Origin of the sequence: Paenibacillus sp. MZ03-122A (assembly GCF_024213325.1) — a bacterium.
GTDB classification, from domain to species: domain Bacteria; phylum Bacillota; class Bacilli; order Paenibacillales; family Paenibacillaceae; genus Paenibacillus; species Paenibacillus polymyxa_B.
On the sequence record NZ_JANAVI010000002.1, the window covers coordinates 58,811 to 78,650 of the forward strand.

The 19,840-nt window shown below is 47.2% G+C and carries 14 protein-coding genes and 2 pseudogenes; 12 read left to right on the forward strand and 4 right to left on the reverse strand.

The window, feature by feature from the left end:
- Positions 1–10: 10 nt before the first annotated feature.
- Positions 11–775, forward strand: a complete 765-nt coding sequence (yycI, locus tag NLX74_RS04260) for a two-component system regulatory protein YycI (RefSeq protein WP_028540969.1) — start codon at positions 11–13, stop codon at positions 773–775.
- 6 nt (positions 776–781) lie between these two features.
- Complete coding sequence (locus NLX74_RS04265; RefSeq protein WP_254328011.1) at positions 782–1,588, forward strand: MBL fold metallo-hydrolase; 807 nt, start codon at positions 782–784, stop codon at positions 1,586–1,588.
- On the opposite strand, the gene NLX74_RS04270 is transcribed toward NLX74_RS04265, so the two are convergent.
- Positions 1,557–1,763: a hypothetical protein gene (locus NLX74_RS04270; RefSeq protein ID WP_025723164.1), complete on the reverse strand. Its 207-nt coding sequence runs from the start codon at positions 1,761–1,763 to the stop codon at positions 1,557–1,559. The genes NLX74_RS04265 and NLX74_RS04270 overlap by 32 nt on opposite strands.
- A 503-nt stretch (positions 1,764–2,266) precedes the next feature.
- Between NLX74_RS04270 and NLX74_RS04275 the strand changes: the two genes are divergently transcribed.
- Entirely contained in the window at positions 2,267–3,502 is a 1,236-nt protein-coding gene (locus NLX74_RS04275; protein ID WP_235306809.1) for a S1C family serine protease, read from the forward strand.
- 87 nt (positions 3,503–3,589) lie between these two features.
- On the opposite strand, the gene NLX74_RS04280 is transcribed toward NLX74_RS04275, so the two are convergent.
- Positions 3,590–5,311: a cellulase family glycosylhydrolase gene (locus tag NLX74_RS04280; RefSeq protein WP_254328327.1), complete on the reverse strand. Its 1,722-nt coding sequence runs from the start codon at positions 5,309–5,311 to the stop codon at positions 3,590–3,592.
- Between the two features lie 232 nt (positions 5,312–5,543).
- Here NLX74_RS04280 and NLX74_RS04285 point away from each other — a divergent pair, with 232 nt between their 5' ends.
- The 4 genes from NLX74_RS04285 to NLX74_RS04300 all read left to right on the forward strand — a co-directional run bounded on the left by NLX74_RS04285 (position 5,544) and on the right by NLX74_RS04300 (position 8,157).
- The gene (locus NLX74_RS04285) at positions 5,544–6,308 is read left to right on the forward strand and encodes a class I SAM-dependent methyltransferase (protein ID WP_254328012.1); all 765 of its coding nucleotides are present in this window, start codon (positions 5,544–5,546) and stop codon (positions 6,306–6,308) included.
- Positions 6,309–6,413: 105 nt separating this feature from the next.
- Positions 6,414–6,581 carry a CxxH/CxxC protein gene (locus NLX74_RS04290; RefSeq protein WP_013373879.1) on the forward strand — a complete coding sequence of 56 codons (168 nt, stop codon included), beginning with the start codon at positions 6,414–6,416 and terminating at the stop codon, positions 6,579–6,581.
- Positions 6,582–6,704: 123 nt separating this feature from the next.
- Complete coding sequence (locus tag NLX74_RS04295) at positions 6,705–7,640, forward strand: helix-turn-helix domain-containing protein (RefSeq protein ID WP_254328013.1); 936 nt, start codon at positions 6,705–6,707, stop codon at positions 7,638–7,640.
- 28 nt (positions 7,641–7,668) lie between these two features.
- Positions 7,669–8,157 (forward strand): DinB family protein, encoded by a 489-nt coding sequence (locus tag NLX74_RS04300; protein ID WP_254328014.1) that lies wholly within the window; start codon positions 7,669–7,671, stop codon positions 8,155–8,157.
- An 82-nt stretch (positions 8,158–8,239) separates the two neighbouring features.
- Here NLX74_RS04300 and NLX74_RS04305 read toward each other — a convergent pair whose 3' ends face one another.
- Both NLX74_RS04305 and NLX74_RS04310 read right to left on the reverse strand, forming a co-directional pair.
- Positions 8,240–8,584 (reverse strand): helix-turn-helix domain-containing protein, encoded by a 345-nt coding sequence (locus tag NLX74_RS04305; protein ID WP_076264609.1) that lies wholly within the window; start codon positions 8,582–8,584, stop codon positions 8,240–8,242.
- A gap of 63 nt (positions 8,585–8,647) precedes the next feature.
- Entirely contained in the window at positions 8,648–8,992 is a 345-nt protein-coding gene (locus tag NLX74_RS04310; protein WP_254328015.1) for a helix-turn-helix domain-containing protein, read from the reverse strand.
- A 165-nt stretch (positions 8,993–9,157) separates the two neighbouring features.
- Between NLX74_RS04310 and NLX74_RS04315 the strand changes: the two genes are divergently transcribed.
- The 5 genes and pseudogenes from NLX74_RS04315 to NLX74_RS04335 all read left to right on the forward strand — a co-directional run bounded on the left by NLX74_RS04315 (position 9,158) and on the right by NLX74_RS04335 (position 19,829).
- On the forward strand, positions 9,158–10,009 hold the full coding sequence (locus NLX74_RS04315; RefSeq protein ID WP_254328016.1) for a DNA-binding protein: 852 nt from the start codon (positions 9,158–9,160) through the stop codon (positions 10,007–10,009).
- Positions 10,010–10,170: 161 nt separating this feature from the next.
- Complete coding sequence (gene rlmH / locus NLX74_RS04320; protein ID WP_013312768.1) at positions 10,171–10,650, forward strand: 23S rRNA (pseudouridine(1915)-N(3))-methyltransferase RlmH; 480 nt, start codon at positions 10,171–10,173, stop codon at positions 10,648–10,650.
- Positions 10,651–10,748: 98 nt separating this feature from the next.
- Positions 10,749–11,618: pseudogene (locus tag NLX74_RS04325) on the forward strand (AraC family transcriptional regulator); the annotation flags it as partial.
- A gap of 678 nt (positions 11,619–12,296) precedes the next feature.
- Positions 12,297–12,929: pseudogene (locus tag NLX74_RS04330) on the forward strand (NAD(P)H-dependent oxidoreductase).
- An 801-nt stretch (positions 12,930–13,730) separates the two neighbouring features.
- Positions 13,731–19,829: a DUF7601 domain-containing protein gene (locus tag NLX74_RS04335; protein WP_367997010.1), complete on the forward strand. Its 6,099-nt coding sequence runs from the start codon at positions 13,731–13,733 to the stop codon at positions 19,827–19,829.
- The last annotated feature ends 11 nt before the right edge of the window (positions 19,830–19,840 follow it).

Genomic DNA, 19,840 nt, shown 5'->3' on the forward strand with positions numbered 1-19,840 from the left:
GGGAACGGGAATGGATTGGAGCCGCGCCAAGAACGTATTGATTTGTACATTTTTGCTGCTCAATGTGGTATTGGGTTACCAATTGTGGCATGATGCACAGGAAACGGCAGGGCCGAATCTGGATTTTACTTCATTGGATGAAAATACGCAGCGTTTAATGGAAGAGAAAAGCATTCAGGTGCTGGCTCCGATTCCCGGCGATACCCCGCAGCTGCCTAAACTTTCTTACACATACGTTCATAGTGGAGAAAAGGATGATCGTGTGCAGCTGGTGAAGCCAGTGGACAGCAAACTGGTATTCACCCATGACGCGTTAGTTGAGGCATTGGAGCCACAAATCAAGGATATCGATAACTTTCAGTACGATCCGCTGGATGTTCAGGAGGAATTGGCATCCGGACAAGCAGATGCTTTTGTACTTCATCCGCTGGTTCAGGGCAAATGGCCGCTATTTAATGTGAAGTTGGCTCTGTTTTACAGCAATCAAAAGATTACAGGGTATCGCAAAATTAAGGTCGATCTCCAGCCTTCGGATGAGGCAAAGAAAATGCTGCCTGCGTCCAAAGCACTGGCAAGGCTGATCGACGGCTATTTGCCGCGTGATACGATTGTGAAGGATATCCGGCTCGGTTATTACGGACAGACCTTTAATTCCGATAGCCAGGTGGCTGCCCCCGTGTGGCGGTTTATGCTGGACAACGGGAAAGGTGTGTATTATGTGCAGATGAACGGAGATGTCATTAGTCCAAAGACAGAACATACAGAAGGGTCTTGAACAGATATGGGGATTTCATTTACCGTGCTGTCGAGCGGTTCGACCGGCAACGCTACCGTTGTGCGGAACGAAGACACGACATTGCTCATCGACGCAGGTCTCAGCGCGAAGCGTATTGACGAATTGCTGAAAGAACGCGATCTGAGCGGAGAAGAGTTGGATGGTATTTTGGTCACGCATGAGCATTCTGATCATGTTAAAGGACTAGGCGCCATGGCGCGTAAATATAATTTACCTATATATGCTAACGAGAAGACATGGTTTGCCATCAGCAATGCTGTTGGGCAAATCGCAGACGATAACCGCAGAATATTGGAGACAGGCGCAACGCGGGAATTTGAGTCATTACTCGTGGAGTCTTTTGGCATATCCCATGATGCGGCTGAGCCTGTAGGGTATAGCTTTTATGATGGGGCAGAGAAACTCAGTGTAGCGACCGATCTCGGCTATGTCAGCGACAAAGTGAAACAGGCGATATCAGACGCGGACGTATTGGTACTGGAGTCTAATCATGATGTGGAAATGCTGCGTATGGGGCGTTATCCGTGGAACATCAAGCGCCGTATTCTCAGCGATATCGGTCATTTATCCAATGAGATGGCGGGCGCGATTCTTAGCGAGCTGCTGACAGGTCGTACGAAGCGAACGTATTTGGCACATTTGAGCCGCGACCACAATATGATGGAACTTGCGAAGTTGACTGTACGTGGGGCGATGGAAGACCGCGGCTGTTTTTACAAGGACAGTGAGTTTCGATTGTGCGATACGTACTATGATCGTCCTACACCTTGGGATAAGGTAAGTGAGCCATAAAGCTGTCCAGCTCGGCGGCTTTGCGTTCTACCTCTTCACGGGTCACTACGCCTTTGTCCACCAGTAGTTCAATCAATGTACTTAGCGCCAGTGTATTGCGGTAATGCTCGTCTTTCAAATCCGCAAGCTTGGCAGCCATGCGAACTTCATCCATAGCCGAACGATGTGAATTCATCATATATTCCTCCTGTAAAAATATTTTAGAAATGGCGTGCAATGAGCTTGGTTCTGCCTGTGGTTTTGCTGGGTGCTGTGATACAATAAAGCTAACAACGGAAAGCTTTCTGAAGGAAGGCTCTCATCGAAAGTATAGGCAGCTTTAAGCGGACGGGAACAGGCCAGAACGTCTCTATGAGACGATCATTTTGTAATAGAATAGAAGACTTGTTACTATTGTAGTCCATTGGTTTGGAAATCATTCCTCTTTTTTCCTCTATTCGGAGTCAGATTCGGCGTGTATGCTAATTTATGAGATTCGGTTGCTTAGGAAGGCACCATTTGTGGTGATTAATAAGTAGGCCGGAACAATTGGTTGCTGGATTCCGATGATAAGGGATATTCAATCCATTTGAGATGTTCAACGGAGCAGGTTCTCTGTAGCATAGGTTGGCGCAAGCCCGAATAGCCCTAATTTTTTAGTGAGTGTCGGTGCATGACAACGAAGGGGAGAGGATTAGCATGGGCTTGTTTGAGGACGATTTTTATTCAACGAAGGTATCCACACGTGCGGCTAAAAAAATGGCATTTAAGGCGCGCCGTGGAGAACGGGGACGTTGGCCACACAGGAAGCGTGGAGTAAGTCCGGTGCAAGCTGCTGTCATTAGCGGTGCAGTCAGTGCAGTGATTGCCGTGCTTCTGTTCAGCTTTATTACAGGTCTGCCCTCCACTACGGCGGTAACCGGAGCCAGTCACTATCCCTTGCGGCAAGCAGCGGGTGATCCGTATGACCGGATTGTGCAGGCGGCAGCCAAGGTGCGCCCAGCCGTCGTCAGCATTGTGAATCTAAAAGAGGAAGATGGTAAAAGCACGGAACAATCCGCGCTTGGATCGGGTGTCATTTTCCGAGTGAGTTCGGGCAAAGCCTTCATTATGACAAATAACCATGTGGTCGAAGGATCAGATGATCTGGATATTGTAACGGTAGACGGTGTCAGAAAAGAGGCAAAGTTGATCGGCAAGGATCGCATTAGTGATATCGCTGTACTCGCAGTGGACGATAAAGGTATTAGCACGGTAGCGGATATCGGTGATTCCAGCAAACTTCGTCTGGGTGAAACGGTCATTGCTATTGGCAATCCGCTCGGCTTGGGAGACACGCTTACCTCCGGTATTGTGAGCTATACGAATCGCATCATTCCAATTTCCATTAACCAGGATGGCGTATATGACTGGGAGCAGCATGTTATCCAGACCGATGCGGCGATTAATGAGGGAAACAGCGGCGGCGCCCTAGTCGATCTGGACGGACGTGTGATTGGCATCAATACGATGAAAATCGCTGATACAGGTGTTGAGGGACTTGGCTTCGCCATTCCCGCCAATGAGGTGATGAAGACGGTGAATGAACTGGTCGAGGACGGCAAGATCACTCGCCCTTATCTGGGTGTATACACGGTCGACCTCAATAATGAATATGCACCGCTGGATGAAACTCAGCGCAAGGAGCTTAAGTTGCCGGACAGCGTGAAAAATGGGGCAGTCGTTCTGGAGGCCCATGGTCCTGCCAAGGAGGGTGGCTTGAAGCTGAACGATGTCATTACAGCGTTTGATAGCGAACCGATTAACTCTACGCTTGATTTACGTCGCTACTTGTACGATAACAAGAAGATTGGCGATGAGCTGAAAGTTACTTTTTACCGGGCAGGCAAGGAAGAATTGGTGACGTTAAAATTAACAGATAAGCCGGAAGGCTAAGGTTTAACTTATAGGCTTAACTATAAAAAAGGCGTTCTCCGGCTCATTCCCGGGAACGCCTTTTTCGATCTTCTGCTGCGCCTTAGATTAAGATGTCGTTCCCGTCACACGGGTTCCGCTCTTGGTGATCTTGTATGTCACCACATCGCCGCTCCAGAAATGGAACTTCAGCGTGACGTCACCATCTTTTACACTATTAAAAAATTCAGGCAGCAGCTTGATGCCGTTGGCATCATAGGCAGGGGCAAAGGTATTGCCAAATTCCTTATAAGGTGTCCAATCCTGTGGACCGGCATTGCCACCATTCGTATACACGGCTTCCATCGTCGCAAGCTGGCTACCACGGAAGTCTGTTGGAATGGTAAAGGCTTGCGTAGTCCCTTCGACAGCACTAAATTTCGGTGTATCATACACGACGACTCTAAAATTCCAGTCTGCCCCCTTGTTAAACTTGGCGGTAATGACGGCATTCTCACCATATTTATCGGAAGTGGTCAGGCTGGTGAGCAAGCTGGCTTTGAAGGTTAATGTGTCTCCGCTCAGTGTGTAGTCGGTGTCCTGTTTCAGTTTCTTGCTGTTGACACTGAGTGATTTCAAATGGTTGCCATTCAGGTTTAAAGTGACCTTGGTGTCCTGAGCAGAAGTACCTTTCTTCAAGTGAATCAGGTCACTGGCTGCATTGGAGGAACGCCCTTTTAGGCTGGCTTTAATAACATTAAAGAGTTCAGGATCAGACCACTTGTACGTTGTCCGGTTCAAGTGCTGGCCGTTATCCCAGAGCATGCCTGTTACTTTCTTTTCTTTCATGTAATGGGTCAAAAACTCGAAGAATTTCAGCTTTTCGCCCTGTTCAATAACACCTGTATGTTTATCGAAACCAAGCAGGCCATATTCACCGACAATAACCGGGATACCCTTGGCTACAAAGGTGTTATAGACATTATCAAAGGTTTGGATGATATCGTCTTGGGCAGCTTTATCAAATGTTGTATTCCCGGCAATGTTCACACTGAAAGGCCAGAAGCCATAATAGTGGACGGTCGCAATCAGATTGGGATCGTTCAGCTTGGTTATCGTGTTGTACAGCTCGTTGATTTTGGCCTGAGCAGGTGAAGCATCTAGACCAGACAGGACAAGGGGACGAGTGGCATTTTTACTGCCAGAGGCACGGACGATTTTGTGGAAGGATACATTCAGTTCATGAAGCATTTGATTCATTTTCGCTTCATCCGTAGTCCCTCCTTCAGAGAAACGGGGTTCGTTAATACTTTCAAACATCAGCTTGTTAGGTTGATCTTTAAAGCGCTGGGCAATTTGTGTCCATAATGCGTTATAGCGAGCCAGCACCTCATCATGTTTGGGCTCCATACTGCTTACCCACGTCCATGAATCATGATGGACATTAATCATGACGTACAGATTGGCATCCAGTGCCCAGCGAACAACCTCTTCTACACGATTCATGTAGGCAGACTCAACGGTATAGTTGGGTGCTGCTCCAATGTGCTTATCCCAGGTGACCGGGATACGTATGCTTTTGTACCCTTGGGCAGCAATTTGCTGGATCAACGCCTGGGTAATGCGCGGATTACCCCAGGCTGTCTCATCCGCCCCGACAGCATCCAGCGAGTTTCCTAAATTCCATCCCGGCTGCATGGCTTCCACATACGATTGCGTGCTGTTTGCAGCCGCAGTTTGCGGTGCTTGTCCGTTGGATTCGGCAGCAGCGGCAACGGATGCGAACGTAGATAACAGTAGAGTGATGGCAAGCGTCAACGACAGCAATGAAACGGGTCTTCGTTTTAATATAACAGGCCCCTTTACAAAGTTATTTTTGAAAGCGCCTTCTAATAAACACTACCATACGATTTGAATATGGAATACCTGTATAATTTATATAAAAATCATGTGTTAATTAGATATTTTAAATTTGTAAGCGTTATTATTGAAAAAATACAGAAATGAGTGTAGAATCTATGGCCCTACGTGGATTGTAGTATAGCATCGGATTTGTAAATACAAAAGAAAGAAGGAGATGAATATGAATAAGTGGGACACGGAAGAGGCCATTCGACGCTGGGATATGCATGCAGAAAACTTTACGGCCAAGTACACGGAGGAAGGGGATCGGTCTCGCGAAGTCCTGCTGAATCCAGCATTGCAAGCTTGTATGGGGCCCCTTGAGGGCAAAAAAGTGCTGGATGCCGGCTGTGGCGAAGGTTATCTAAGCCGGAAAATGGCCAGGGCGGGTGCTTGGGTAGAGGCTGTCGATTACTCGACAGAGATGCTGAGGCTAGCCAAAGAGCGAACGCCGTCAGCGTTGGGAATTACATATCACCATGGCAATCTGGAGAAGCTGGAGATGTTCGGGGACCAGAGCTTTGATCTGATCGTGTCCAATATGGTCATTCAGGACTTGGCTCATTATGAGCAGGCGATTGCCGAAATGCGGCGGTTATTAGTTCCAGGAGGCCGCTTTATTTTTTCTATTCTGCATCCGTGTTTTCAGACACCGCAGAGTGGATGGGTGAAGGACGAGACAGGGAAAAAGCTGTATTGGAAAGTGGATCAATATTTCAACGAAGGCCCATTGGAGCAAGCGATCCCTTATGATCAGGAAGAAAAGCTTTTGTACTTTCACCGTACGCTGGGCAGCTATGTACAGACCATTATTGACGCGGGTTTGCTGTTGGAAGGGATGATTGAACCCAAGCCGTCTGCCGAAATGTTGGAGAAATATCCCCATTTTCACGAGGACTTGAACGTCAGTAATTTTCTTATTTTTACAACCAGACGCCTCGGGTAAAAAGCAAGCCCTTTCCTTTCCCCGTCAAGTGTGGTAGAACAAAAGAAGGCAGTTTTGACACACCTACAACAGGAAGAGCTTCAAACGGAAAGGGATGCAACTGGAATGTACGTGGTATGTAAAGAGCATGTGGAACTAGCAATTGATATGTTCGTCGATGAATACGAGGATGCACCGGATGTCGTCGATCTCAAGGAAACGAAATTTTCGGATTGGGACCCTCCGGTGAAGTGCAAGGAATGTGAGAAGAAAGCAGAGTTTTTGGTCGTCTAAAAAACAAGCACGGGCGTTTCGGGGAGAAACGTCCTTTTTGTATACTAGGATTTATTGCAAAAATACCCCATACATAGAGCTATATTTATCCCTACCACGTACTGAGACAGGAGTGAACGATGGATGGACCCTTTGCTGCATTCATTATTTCGTCCGCTTCAAGTCAATGGAAGTGATCCCTCCACATATTATATCGAACAAAAGCCGTCTGCTACGTTGAAAGCTTACGTGGCCTGTTATTGGGAGTCCGGTCCGGCTAATAGGGTGGTAGAGGGGAATCTAGCAGCTTCGTACGAAGACACCGCTTTGTTAAGCTTGCCACAGGAAGAAACCATGGAGCGGGTATTACCTGACGGCTGTACGGATATTCTATTAGAATACGATCCGGTGAATAAGCGTCAGGAACTCTCGTACTGCGGGACATTTACGCAACCGTTTGTGTCTGCCAGACAAGCAGGGTCCGAGACACGCATTTTTGCGGTACGATTTTTTCCGGGTGGTGCGCATTATTTTCACGGGATGCCGACTCACTTGTTTACAGGCGGTAATTATCGCTTGGAAGATCTCTGGCCCGAAAGCATCGCCGTCATAGGTGAGCGCATTTTGGAAGCGCAGAATTTCAATGAACGGGTGCGCATAATGGATGAGTATCTAAACCAGCTTCTGCTGCGCCAACGCACGAACGATTGTGATCTGATGAAAAACCTGCTGCATCGTATCTTTATGAGCGGTGGGAGTGTGGGGGTTAAGGAGCTTGCGGAGCGTGAGGCGATCAGTGAAAGGCAGATCAATCGTAAGTTTGGACAATGGATCGGAATCAGCCCCAAAAAGTTCAGTGAAGTCGTCCGCTTCCAGAGTGTTCTGCATAGTATCCAAAGCGGCGGGGGGCTGGATTGGACGGAGATGGCATTGAAGCATAGCTTTTTCGATCAGGCGCATTTAATCCGCGATTTTCGCAGGTTTTATGGAGATTCTCCGCTTACCGCGGCTAAGAATTTACGGAAGTTGTCCGATTTTTACAATACACGCCCAGAGGCTTCGGCTATACTCAAAATATGAAGAAGAATGGCAAAGGAGAAATGAGAATATGAGTGGAACGCTGCAAGTTCGAGATCATCTGCTAAATGAGCTGGAGACCGGAGTACGAACGGGGGAAGCCTTGATCCGTAAAATACGTCCAGAGGATTGGAACTTTCGCCCGCAGGACAATTTCCGTTCGCTGCTGGAGTTAGTGCATCACTTTGTGCTTATTCCTGCTTCGGATCTTGCGATAATGCAGGAGAAGTCTGAGGGTGAAGTGGGAAGCATTGAAAACAGCCTGTCCGGGGTGGAAGATCCCGAGCGCTTGGCTGTGACTTTTAGGCAGAATTTTGAGGCTTATAAGGCTTACATTTTTTCGCTTAGCGAAGACGAATATCTGAATCGTTCGACGAAGGCCTTCTATATGGAGCACGGACATCTACAGGTTCAATGGCAGATTGAGACTGTGACCCATGTGTTCCATCATCGTTCGCAGATTTATAATTATCTAAAGCAACTGGGACATGAAGTGAGCTTTTTTATGTTGTACGCTTGAGTATGTTTGTGAAGATTTATGGAGGGCACCTGTGCGGTGCTCTTTTTTGGTTTTATTCAAGGCTTTTTTAGGGTGGTATGGCTTACTCGAATGCGCGTGAAACTTCTTTACTAACTCGTCTGAGAATGCCGATTTGCTCCTCATTCAATCTGCTGGTCAACGCAACAAACTCATCTATCGCCTCTTGCCGAATAGTTTCGTCTTCAGTCATATGTTCTTTGGAAAACATTAACTCACTGATAGACACGTTTAAGGCAGTTAACACCTTCTCCAAGGTATCAATCGAAAAGTTCCTTTCGCCACGCTCTACCGATCCAATATATGCATCATCTAATCCTGAAAGTTCCGCAAGTTGTTGCTGTGTTAATCCCTTAGCCTTCCGAATCGTTCTAATTCTTTCTCCAACCGAATTCCGTAATTTTGTCATATTAGCCACCTCATAACAAGCTTATGAAAGATGAAGTGTAAAAGTCAGGTAGAAGAGAATTGTTCAATTCTTTTTTTGTTGTAACTCAACTAAACTAACAATATTTTTTGTTATAGTAGTGAGAATTTCGAGCTCTGTTGTTTCTCTTGAATTTATGAGCACCATAAGTTCATTTATGATTTGTTTTCGATCCGTATTTTCGTCGAATTGGAAAAGTTCAAAGGCTGGAACTTTTAAAGCTAGAATTATTTTTTCCAATGTCTCCAATGAAATATTTCGATCTCCACGTTCTACTCCACCAATATAACTGTAATGAAGTCCTGCTGCTTCAGCCAATTGTTCCTGTGTCCATCCTTTAGCTTTTCTTAGTTCTCGTATTCGGTTTCCGACACTTTCTGGTAAACTCATGTAATCACCTCCACTTAAGGTTAGAAGAGGAGAGAATATCGTTACAGACCATCTTATACAAAATAAATACATATAAAATTGTACTTTTAAGTACTTTTTATATTGACCTCCTTTTTTACTTTCTATACAATTGGTTGTAAATGGAAATATAAGGAGGGGCTACTCTTGAGAACTTCTATCCTGAAATCACTCAAACCGGACATTATTGTTGAAATGTTGGAGATGGCTGTGGCTTTTGAAAATTGGAAGAAGGTGATGGAGACGGCGGATATTTTGTACCAATGTGTACAGCGTATCTATGAAGAACGGCAGTATCATAAAGCAATGAAATTATCCATCCCGCATGTCAATTTAGAGCATCCGTTGGTATACTATTTTGGATTCAGTCACCTGATGTGTGGAATGGCTCACCAGAACCAGGGTGCATATGAGCAGGCAAGGGAGTGCATCTATAAGTATGCTGAGCTGGGGTGGATGGAAGATTTAAAGGAAGAAGACAATCAGGTTGTGGAGGAATTCAGATTTTTAGCCAAAACTAATTTATATGCAGTAGATATTTTGTCTGGAAATATAGAGCTTGTCGAGGAATACGTAGCCTTTTTGCAGGATAATCTAGAGGAAATATTACCGGGGCTGAATACCATATTACAGGCAGCGCTTATGTATCATTTGGATGTAGGAGATATTTTACATACGTTTGCAGAGCAGATTGATGAATTCGGGAGTTATGAAGACGCAGAGAATATATCTTACTATTATAGCTACTGCTATCACTTGGCTTTGTACTATCGGAAGTACGGCAGATTACAGGAAGCAGTGGGACTTACTGTGCGGGCGATGCAACTAGCCGATCAGTCGGGTAATGATGGTCAATTTAAGAAATGTACAGCATTGTTCGAATCATTACGGGAGTCAGCGACAGCGGAACAAATCAGCGAATATCGACAGATGCTAATGCAGAGTCTTGATGAATATGAAACGGATAGGCATTTCACTGTGAAGAGCATAAATGAATGATCCGCTATAATCTGAACAGGGAATAGGCTCGTAGTGGAGAGGAAATAGATAGGTAAGAGACGTTGCAGGTGCTAAAATAACTATGTTAAAGGTATGTTTTTAAGTTAGGGATCGTAAATACGATTTTACATTATCATTCGACATAGATAGGGGTATGGAATTTGTTTATTCAGCTTATAGGTGTGGGGAAGTTAAAAGAGAAGTATTTGGTCATGGGCATTCAGGAATACGCTAAGCGGCTGGGGCCATACATTAAGTTTCAAATGATCGAAGTAGCCGATGAAAAGGCTCCCGATACACTGAGCGAGGCGGAGGTTCGACAGGTCAAGGAGCGAGAGGGAGAGCGCATCCTTGCTCATGTGAAAAGCGAAGCACACGTCATTGTACTCGCCATCGACGGCAAGCTGTGGAGCTCGGAAGAACTCGCAGAGGAATTGGACAAGCTTGGCACCTACGGTACAAGCCATGTTGTCTTCGTCATTGGCGGCAGCCACGGTCTTTCTGACGAAGTCCTCCGCCGCGCCCAGCAGAAGCTGAGCTTCGGAAGGATGACCCTGCCACATCAGTTGATGCGATTGGTGCTGGTGGAGCAGATTTATCGGGCGGTGAAGATTAATCGGGGTGAACCGTATCATAAATAGCGGCAACCTCATCTTGGCAAACCTATAAAATCGTACATGAAATGTCGGATGCCTATAATCATACTTTGCTATTCTGTACCTGAAGGGAGGTTATTCACGTGGATTGGCTTGCGAATCTGAATCGCGCTATGCAATACATCGAAGAAAATCTTACAGAAGATTTAGATTTGAAGGAAGCCGCAAGGCAGGCTTGTTGTTCGGAATATCACTTTTCAAGGATGTTTTCATTTCTTGCTGGGATTACGCTATCGGAATACATCCGTCGGAGACGCCTGACCCTTGCTGCATTTGAGCTTCAAACCCACAATGTACGAATTATTGATGTGGCGATGAAGTACGGATACAACTCAGCAGACGCCTTTTCTAGAGCCTTTCAGGCTCTGCATGGGATGTTGCCCTCAAAGGCAAAGTCCAATGGACCTTCCTTAAAGGCCTATCCACGTATGACCTTTCAATTAACCGTTCAGGGAGGAACCGCAATGAAATATCGTATTGTAGAGAAGGAGCCATTCCGAATCGTGGGTATCATGAAGAGGGTGTCTATTCAATTCAATGGTGTGAATTCGGAAATCGAGTCCATGTGGAGAAGCTTAACGCCGGAGGACATTGTTCAACTCAAAGCACTCTCGAATATTGAACCCCGGGGATTGATTCAAGCATCGGTGGATTTTTCCGAGGAGCGTATGGAGGAGAAGGGATCGCTTGATCACTATGTAGGCGTGGCTACTAGCCAAGAGTGTCCCGAGCATTTGACGAAACTAGAGGTATCTGAAGCTACCTGGGCTGTATTTGAAGCGGTTGGCCCATTTCCGGCAACTTTGCAGAACGTATGGGGACGTATTTATTCAGAATGGTTTCCTTCCGCGAGTTATGAGTTGGCGAGAGGGCCGGAAATAGTATGGAATGAGAGTAAGGATGTATCCTCTCCAACCTTCAGAAGCGAAATTTGGATACCCGTAATCAAAAAAAATAAGTGCTGGGCTAATTGCATAAGAGCAGTCACTCGCGAAGAGGAGAGAACACCCAATTCAGTGGTTCTCTCTTTTTTTGCAAATATTACAAAATATGCACGTATACCTATGGAGCTTCGTAATGAATAGGAAATGGCCTGGCGGAACTATATCAGGTAATGGATATCGAGGGTAATCATTAAACGGCTTTACCACGGATGAAAATTCTGTCGTTTTACCGTTTCGGTTGGATCAATCAATATACAAACACTTTGATATCTCAATCCCTTTATCTTGGCTGTCTGAATCTCTTTCGCCATCATTCTGGCGTGGGTTTTATCGAGAATACTTCCGAAATCCAAATAAATGTCACGCGTTATTTTGTAATTCATCGGGATAGAATCAGATTATTGGGGCCTAAAGTCTGTTATAAGATCACGAAATATGGAATGACACTGAGTTCGATATTTGAAGTGTGTTGCATGAATGGGAAAAAGAACGCAATAACCAGTCGAACTACCGACAACGGCTAGTTTTGCTTCCAACGTTTTGAGCAGGCTAAATCCCCAATGACGACGAGCCCATCAAGCGATTTTCGGCGTGCGCATGCCCCATTCGCATAAGAGCGCAGTCAATATATTCTCCAAGTCGGAGTTGCTTAAAAGACGTTTATCAACCTTGTATTCGTTTTGATTCATGGCAACTGTACCGTATATCACCGCACATTCCCTTGATCCTCAGGAATCTTTTAGCCTTGCGGTGGGCAAAGAATTTATTGAACCGTACCGTGAAGCTAATCCAACAGATGAAATTGTTCATTTAGATCTATACAAAGGGAATATCCCGCAATTCGATGCAGATGTTTTACGTGGATGGGGAAAGCTTCGGTCGGGTTCATCTTTCGATCAACTGTCTGATGCTGAGAAATCCAAAATAGCTCGTCTTGATGCGATTGTTGATCAATACGTGGCTGCTGATAAGTATGTGTATGTTTCCCCCATGTGAAATTTCTCAATCCCACCAGTTTTGAAAGCATACACTGATGCGACTTCAGTTGCGGGTAAGACCTTCAAATATACCCAAAATAGCCCTGTAGGTCTGTTGTCCGGCAAAAAAGCCTTACACATTCAAGCTAGTGATTCCGTTTATTCGAAAGGTCCTTTTGCTGCAGTTGAAATGGGATACAGCTATCTTACTAAGGTTTTACAGTTCTATGGGATTCAATCTATTGAGGCAATTTTTGTTGAAGGAACGGCATCATTAGAGAAAGCTTCAGATATTAAGAAAAAAGCAATTGCTCATGCTACAGAAGTTGCCAAACGTTTCTAATAGGTGGCATCGTTCTCGAGCCCTCCAAAATTGAAGTAATGCTTCGAGGCTGATTTCAATTACTTTTTGGGGAGCCACGTAAGGTGGGGAGGATGTTGTTTTCAGGAGGCAGTTAAGTGGAACCAACTTGGAGGAAGATTACATAGTTTGTATATGATATATGTATTCATATTTTGGGATGCCTGTAGATGGTGCAAAAATTAAGTTATGCTTTATTTACAGATTTTTCGAATAAGGACTCTGAGGCCAGAAGTATTGCCTTTAGGAGTCCTTTTGACATATGTGTGATATTCATTTAGATTGCCAACGTGCATCAACAATTTTACAGCTACTTTTACCCCATAATTCCCTAACTAGGGTGTGCCTTCAAACCCATCCAAGCCAGATCATCCATTATAGAAACAAAATGTAAGGAGCCTTGAACTTGAAAACATTAAATTTTAATTAATAAAAATCCGATATATAAAAATGAACAAGCCCTACTCTACCCTACCCAGTCTATTAAAAATCTCATAGTACTGGTAGATCCAGCATCAGAGGGAGGTAATATGAGAAATGAAGAAGGGAGGAATCCATGTCTAGCTTACTGTGTTTAGTTCTTTAGACTTATGCCAAACTCGGGTCTAAAGTCTGGAAAGTGTTTAGAATTTGTATAGGTCTCTATATTATAATGGTCGGACACGCCATATAAATATGGCGAAATTGGTAACTTTCTGTTGTAAGCGGCGAAGATGACCTAAGATGAGGGAAAAAGTTACTGGCCGCTCCCAAAAATTTTTAGAAATGGAGGAGATTTTCGTATTGAAACAAAAAAGCAGTTTAGGTAAAACTATGCTATCTTTCTGCCTGGCAGTTTTGCTTGTCTTGCAGACAGTGGTATTCCCTGCTGCTGCATATGCGGATGACGAATCCGGCTCGCAGAATGCGGCTGAATCACCTTCGGTATCTGAGGCGGTGTATGGCGCGCCAGATCAACCGTCGTCGGCACCTGAGGCGGTGTACGCTCCGCCGCCCACTTTCGCGGCGATGACGGCAAATCTGACGGACAAAACGGCGGTGCTGGCGAACGCCAATCCGACGTTCAAGCTCACAGTGAAGCAGGGTAACCCTGAAGCTGTGGTTGCGGCAGGGGGCGAGATTAACGGCCGGGAGAACTTTACCCTTGAGCTGGATAGTATCGCTGTGCCGACCAAGGGCGACGATCTCAATGCTCCGCCCGAAAGTGTGATTCAGCAGGGAGATTATGCCGTCCTGGATAAGGCGACCTACTTCCCTGGTGTGAATTTGGCGCCTACAGGTCCTATGCCAATCAATCAGGGCGGACTGAAAATTGCTACCGTCCAGTTTTTTGCCGATTCTATCAAAATTACGTTTGATGGCGCAGGAGTATATGACGGCAGTAGACGCGACGTCAAAATCGGCTTTTCCGCTGCTGCTAGAGCGGCAGATCAGACCCCTGGCGGTGGTGGGGATACGACCATTTTCGGAGATGGCTATAAGTTTAAAAACTCCGATTTGGTGCCCGAGTATACTATTACTGTAAACTCTTTAAGCAACGGCGGCTATGACAGTGGGATTAACAGCCCTTCTTTTCAAGAGGGTACCATTACGTGGCGAGCGGTAGTAACTGCCACCGATATGGACGATAAGACCATCCCCATGCGGCTGGATGGGTTGACTTTCTCTGATGAGCTTGCGAACGTCGGTGTATATGTGCCTGGGTCCTTCACTGTGGATGGAAATGCGGCAGATCCTGATTATGCTGCTGATCGCACACTTTTCTACAAGTTCCCAAACGCATCCACTGTAGATAACGTCAAAAGCACGGCGACTATTACCTTCAAAACGTGGATTCCTAAGAATAGTTATTACTACGAAAAGAACGGCAATTTTGCTGATCAGTATGGATGGAACCGCATTGATAATACCGCAAAGCTTTTGGGTGACGCTACCGATGTGAAGGCTTCATCAAATACCCATCGGATTGCTATACGCCCCAACTGGATTGCGGCGAGCGGCAAGCCGGGCAAGAGTGGAAACGATACGCTCATCACATGGACGGTGGAGGTCAACAAGAGGATTAACAATAACGGCGTACTGTCCAGAACCGGCTTGCAGAACGTTAAGATTACAGACATCCTGCCCGAGGGGACGGAGTTTGTTTCTGCAACCTATAAGAATGGGGACAGCGGTACGGATACCCCAATTACCCGCAACGCCGCAGGGGAGTATGAGATCGGAACCGCCATCGGCGGGAATCTGGACGGTCCCCTCTATATGACAGTTGTGACGAAGGTGACAGACAGCAGCAAGTCAATCTTCGACTACAAAGCGCGCGCAAACTGGGAATTGGATGTGAAGGATGAAGGAACTGCCATCCAGAACAACGATGCAACTGGCTGGGCCGCTCCTGCTGCCGTTGTGGACACTGCGCAGGTTAGAATTGGCGCACATGCCTTCACGAAAAGTGCGACCACAACCACCGCGCTGCACAACGTCGCAGGCACCAAGTGGACGATAAACTTGACGTTACAGTACGATCTCGATGCTCCAGTCGTCTATGATTTGCTGGTTCACGGCGGTTCTCTCGATGTACTGAATAATTTGGACGCCAATCCTATGGTAACGTCGACAGCTCTGGATGCAATCAAGAGCCAGATCGACACCAAGCAGCTTTGGCAAAAATACCGCGAGAATACGCTGACTGTGAGTAATGGGCTGAACGGTGAAGTGATCCCCTTGACGGTGAACGGTGAGCGGGTGGCGGACCTTATCAAAGTGACCGGGTACAAAGGAGATGTACCGAGGAGCGTTTCCTTTGAGTCTGTCACTACCAACCCGGATAACCTGTTCCGCCAGGATAACGCCGCAAACACATGGAGCAACCGGGGGCTGCTCTTCGACGGTGACGATTATGTGAGTCGCGCCGAGGCCAACACCTCGAACCTTGTGCGGATGCTGAACAAGGAGATGCTGTATGCGAACACGGCAGGTTTAGAGGGGGTCGCAGCCGATTGGAACCGAAACTATTCAGGCCAATGGAGCGACAGCGTATGGAAAAGAACGCCCGTGGCCAACGATCCGAACTGGTATATGGACAACTCCCGTCCTGACAATTACATCTTGGCAGGCTATGATCGCAAGGATAGAACGGCCACCTTCCGGCTGGCGGTGAACATGCCGGGCTTCAATACGGAAGAGATGGCCAAGGATGGCGGCACTCGCGTAGCCAGCGACATCAAGCTGGTGGATGTATTGCCGGAGGGCTGGGAGTTTGTAGATTATGCTCCGGGCGAGGCTTATAGGCTTTATAAAGGTAGTACAGGCTATAGAACCGATGGTAAAGGCGGAAGTGGTAGATATGCACAGGCCATTTCAGTCATTGCGCCGGGTACGCCTCAGCATGTGGTGAGCTTTACCAAGGATGGCAATGAAGGAACCTTCACCTTTTCTAAGCTGGAGAGCCCCTACGTCATTCTGGTGAAGGCGCGTCCAACCAATGCCGCTCTTGCCAATTACCAGCTAGGTAACAATAATGCTGGGGAGAATCAGGCTGTGTTCTCCATGAAATGGGGAGACAAGCCCTATAGTGCTACCGAAGCTCACAGAATCATTGTGCCTGTGCAGTCTCTGAGCAAGACGGCGCAAAAGCCTGTTTCTGGTGTACAGGAATGGACGGTGAATTACACGCCTCCGTTTGAGATGAAGCAAGGCGTTTATTTGCTGGATACCCTTGCCAAGGGGCTGAAGTTGCGCCAAAATGCGGGGGGCGGCCTATCCCTCGAACCTTCCGACATCGCTGTCTATCCCGGCAAGTTGAAGCCGGACGGCACTTTGGAGCGTGAGGGAGGTCCGCTGAATCTTGCGGATCCAGATAGTGAGGTGAAGGTCACCGCAGGCACAGACCCGGCAACCGGGGGATCGACGCTTAGGTTTGATTTTGCCGATCCGAACAAGTTCTATCAGATCGTTTACCAGACCGAATCTCAGGGTATGCAGCCGGGAACGGCTGGGAATTCCATTAAGCTGATGGGCGATGATACCCTTCCACCGATCGGAGCGCAGAGCAGTATTACGCTGGACGCGAACGATGTGGCGGGAAGTGCCAATGAAAACGGCCTGCTCTTCCTCAAGAAGGTCGGTCCCGACGGCACAACACCGCTGAAGGATGTAAAGTTCCAGTTGCTCAATCTTGACGGTACACCGGCCAGAGATAAAGAAAATAATGTAATGGCGGAAAAAACGACGGGCACGGACGGCAAGACGAATTTCATTATTCAGGTGCCAGGGGATTATTTGCTCAAACAGACATATATTGATCCCCTCACTTACTTGCCTACGACTACGTTATACCGGGTACGTATCATCGATGCGCCTGGCAAGCCTGTCCTTGTTGACGGACAGAAGGTGGAATCGAACAATCCGCTGATCGTGCCTACACCGGCCGAAGGCAAGCTGACCATCACCAATAAGGTGGAAGGCAACGGCAGTGACCCGGACAAAGAGTTCGAGTACACCGTGACCTTCAACGGCGAAGGTAAAGACGGAGAGTACACCTATAAGAAGCCAGATAATACGTATGGCAAGATCAAAAGCGGTGACAAGATTACCCTTAAGCACGGACAAACTGTGATGCTGCCAGTATTGCCTGCGGGTCTGGTTTATACCGTAACCGAGGGCGATTATACGACCGTTGACGGTTACACAACTGAGCCGGAGACGAGAGAACGGTCCGGAACAATTGTGAATAAAGGTGACCACAAGGCGGACTTTGTAAATGAACGGATTGTCAGCAAGCTGACCATCAGCAATACGGTCATGGGCAACGGCGGCGACAAGACGAAGGAGTTCGAATACACCGTCAGCTTTGCGGGTGCAGGTAAGGATGAAAGCTACTCTTACGTGAAGTCGGACGGCGACAAAGGTTCGATCAAGTCCGGTGGTACCCTCCGGCTCAAGGATGGAGAGACACTGGATGTTTTGGAACTGCCTAAGAATCTAAATTACACAGTTACCCAGAAAGACTACACAACCGATGAATACATGACTACTCCTGGGGAGCGGTACTATACCGGAGTCATGAAGGGTAAGGATGAAGTTGCCCCATTCAAAAACATGCGAGTCATGACCGGGAGCCTGCTAATTGGCAACAAGGTTCAAGGTAATGGCGGTAACAAAACGAAGGCGTTCAAGTACAAGGTCACCTTCACAGGCGAGGGAGCGAACGGCTCCTACTCCTATGAGAAGTCGGACGGCAGTAAGGGCACCATCAAAAGTGGGGATACCTTTGAGCTTAAAGATGAAGAACTGTTCATTGTGGAAGGACTTCCTACGTATCTCCAATATACGGTGACCGAAGATAATTACACGGACGACGGCTATGTGACAGATCCTGCAAGTCTCATTCGCACGGGTACCATTCCGGTGAAAAGCGCGGCTGAAGCACACTTTGTGAATACCCGCCAGCTTCCAGTTCTGGAAGGCGTCCTGCGTGACAACAACACAGGAGAAGTCATTCCGAATGCGTCCATCACAGTGACCAATCTGAAGACAGGTGAGAAGCAGACGATTCAGACGAATGAGAAGGGTGAGTATTCGGTCATTGCCGAGGCAGATACCGACTACACGATCACATTTACGAAGTGGTATCCGGTAGGCGGAAAGGATGTGCCTGTCGAGTTCACGCAAAAAGCAAATGTGGACAGCAGTGTGACGGACGAGACCGTTCCGGCTGATATTACGGCGGTAGGCATCGTGCTTCTGAAGCAGCCCGAAGGGCAGGCTTCGCTGCTGGGCAGCAAGCTCGCTGGCAAGATGCACATTTACTTGCGGGATGCCAACAACCAATATGTAGTGGATGAGAATGGCGCGCCCAAAGCGTTCAACCTACAGTCGAACGGCGTCTTCTCAGCGGACGGTTTAGCCGCGAAGACCTACAAAATGGAAGTGCGCTACGAAGTGGCGCCAGGCCAAGAATTGACGGTCCTTCAAGCGGATCTGGACGTGAAGGCCAACGGGGAATTGAATATTTCCCAGGGGCTCGTTGACCCGTATGGCATCATTACGGACGCAACAACCGGCATGGCGATTGAAGGCGCTGAAGTGACGCTATACTATGCTGATACGCCGGGAAACAAAGCCAACGGCATCGAGCCGGGCACGAAAGTAACGCTGCCAGCGATTCCGGGCTTTGCACCGAATGATAACGCCAGCCCAAGTCAAAACAGTGACGCAACCGGCGCATATGCGTACATGGTATTCCCGGACACGGATTACTATCTGGTTGTAACCAAAGCCGGGTATGATACGTATACAAGCCCAACTATCTCGGTCGGAAGCGACATCGTACGCTACGATATACAGTTGAAGCCGATAAGTTCCGGCGGCAGTGGCGGCGGAACTGGGTCCGGCAGTGGCAATAGCGGAACCGATAACAGCGACGACGGAACTAGCAACGTCAACGACGGAACTAGCAACGTCAACAACGGAACTAGCAACGTCAACAACGGAACTAGCAACGTCAACAACGGAACTAGCAACGTCAACGACGGAACTAGCAACGTCAACAACGGAACTAGCAACGTCAACGACGGAACTAGCAACGTCAACGACGGAACTAGCAACGTCAACGACGGAACTAGCAACGTCAACGACGGAACTAGTAACGTTAACGACGGAACTAGCAACGTCAACAACGGAACTAGCAACGTCAACAACGAATTCAACAAAGGCAACAACGCAGGCGGTAGCGTCGACAATGACGATTACGAGCTGGATGATGCCCCGAAAACAGGGGATAGCAGTCCATCGCCAATCTTCTATATGGTTTTGGCGCTGATATCCTTAATTACGATTGGATTCTGTTTACTCAGCGGCAAGAAGAAAAAGCATATTCAGTAACCGGAAAGGCG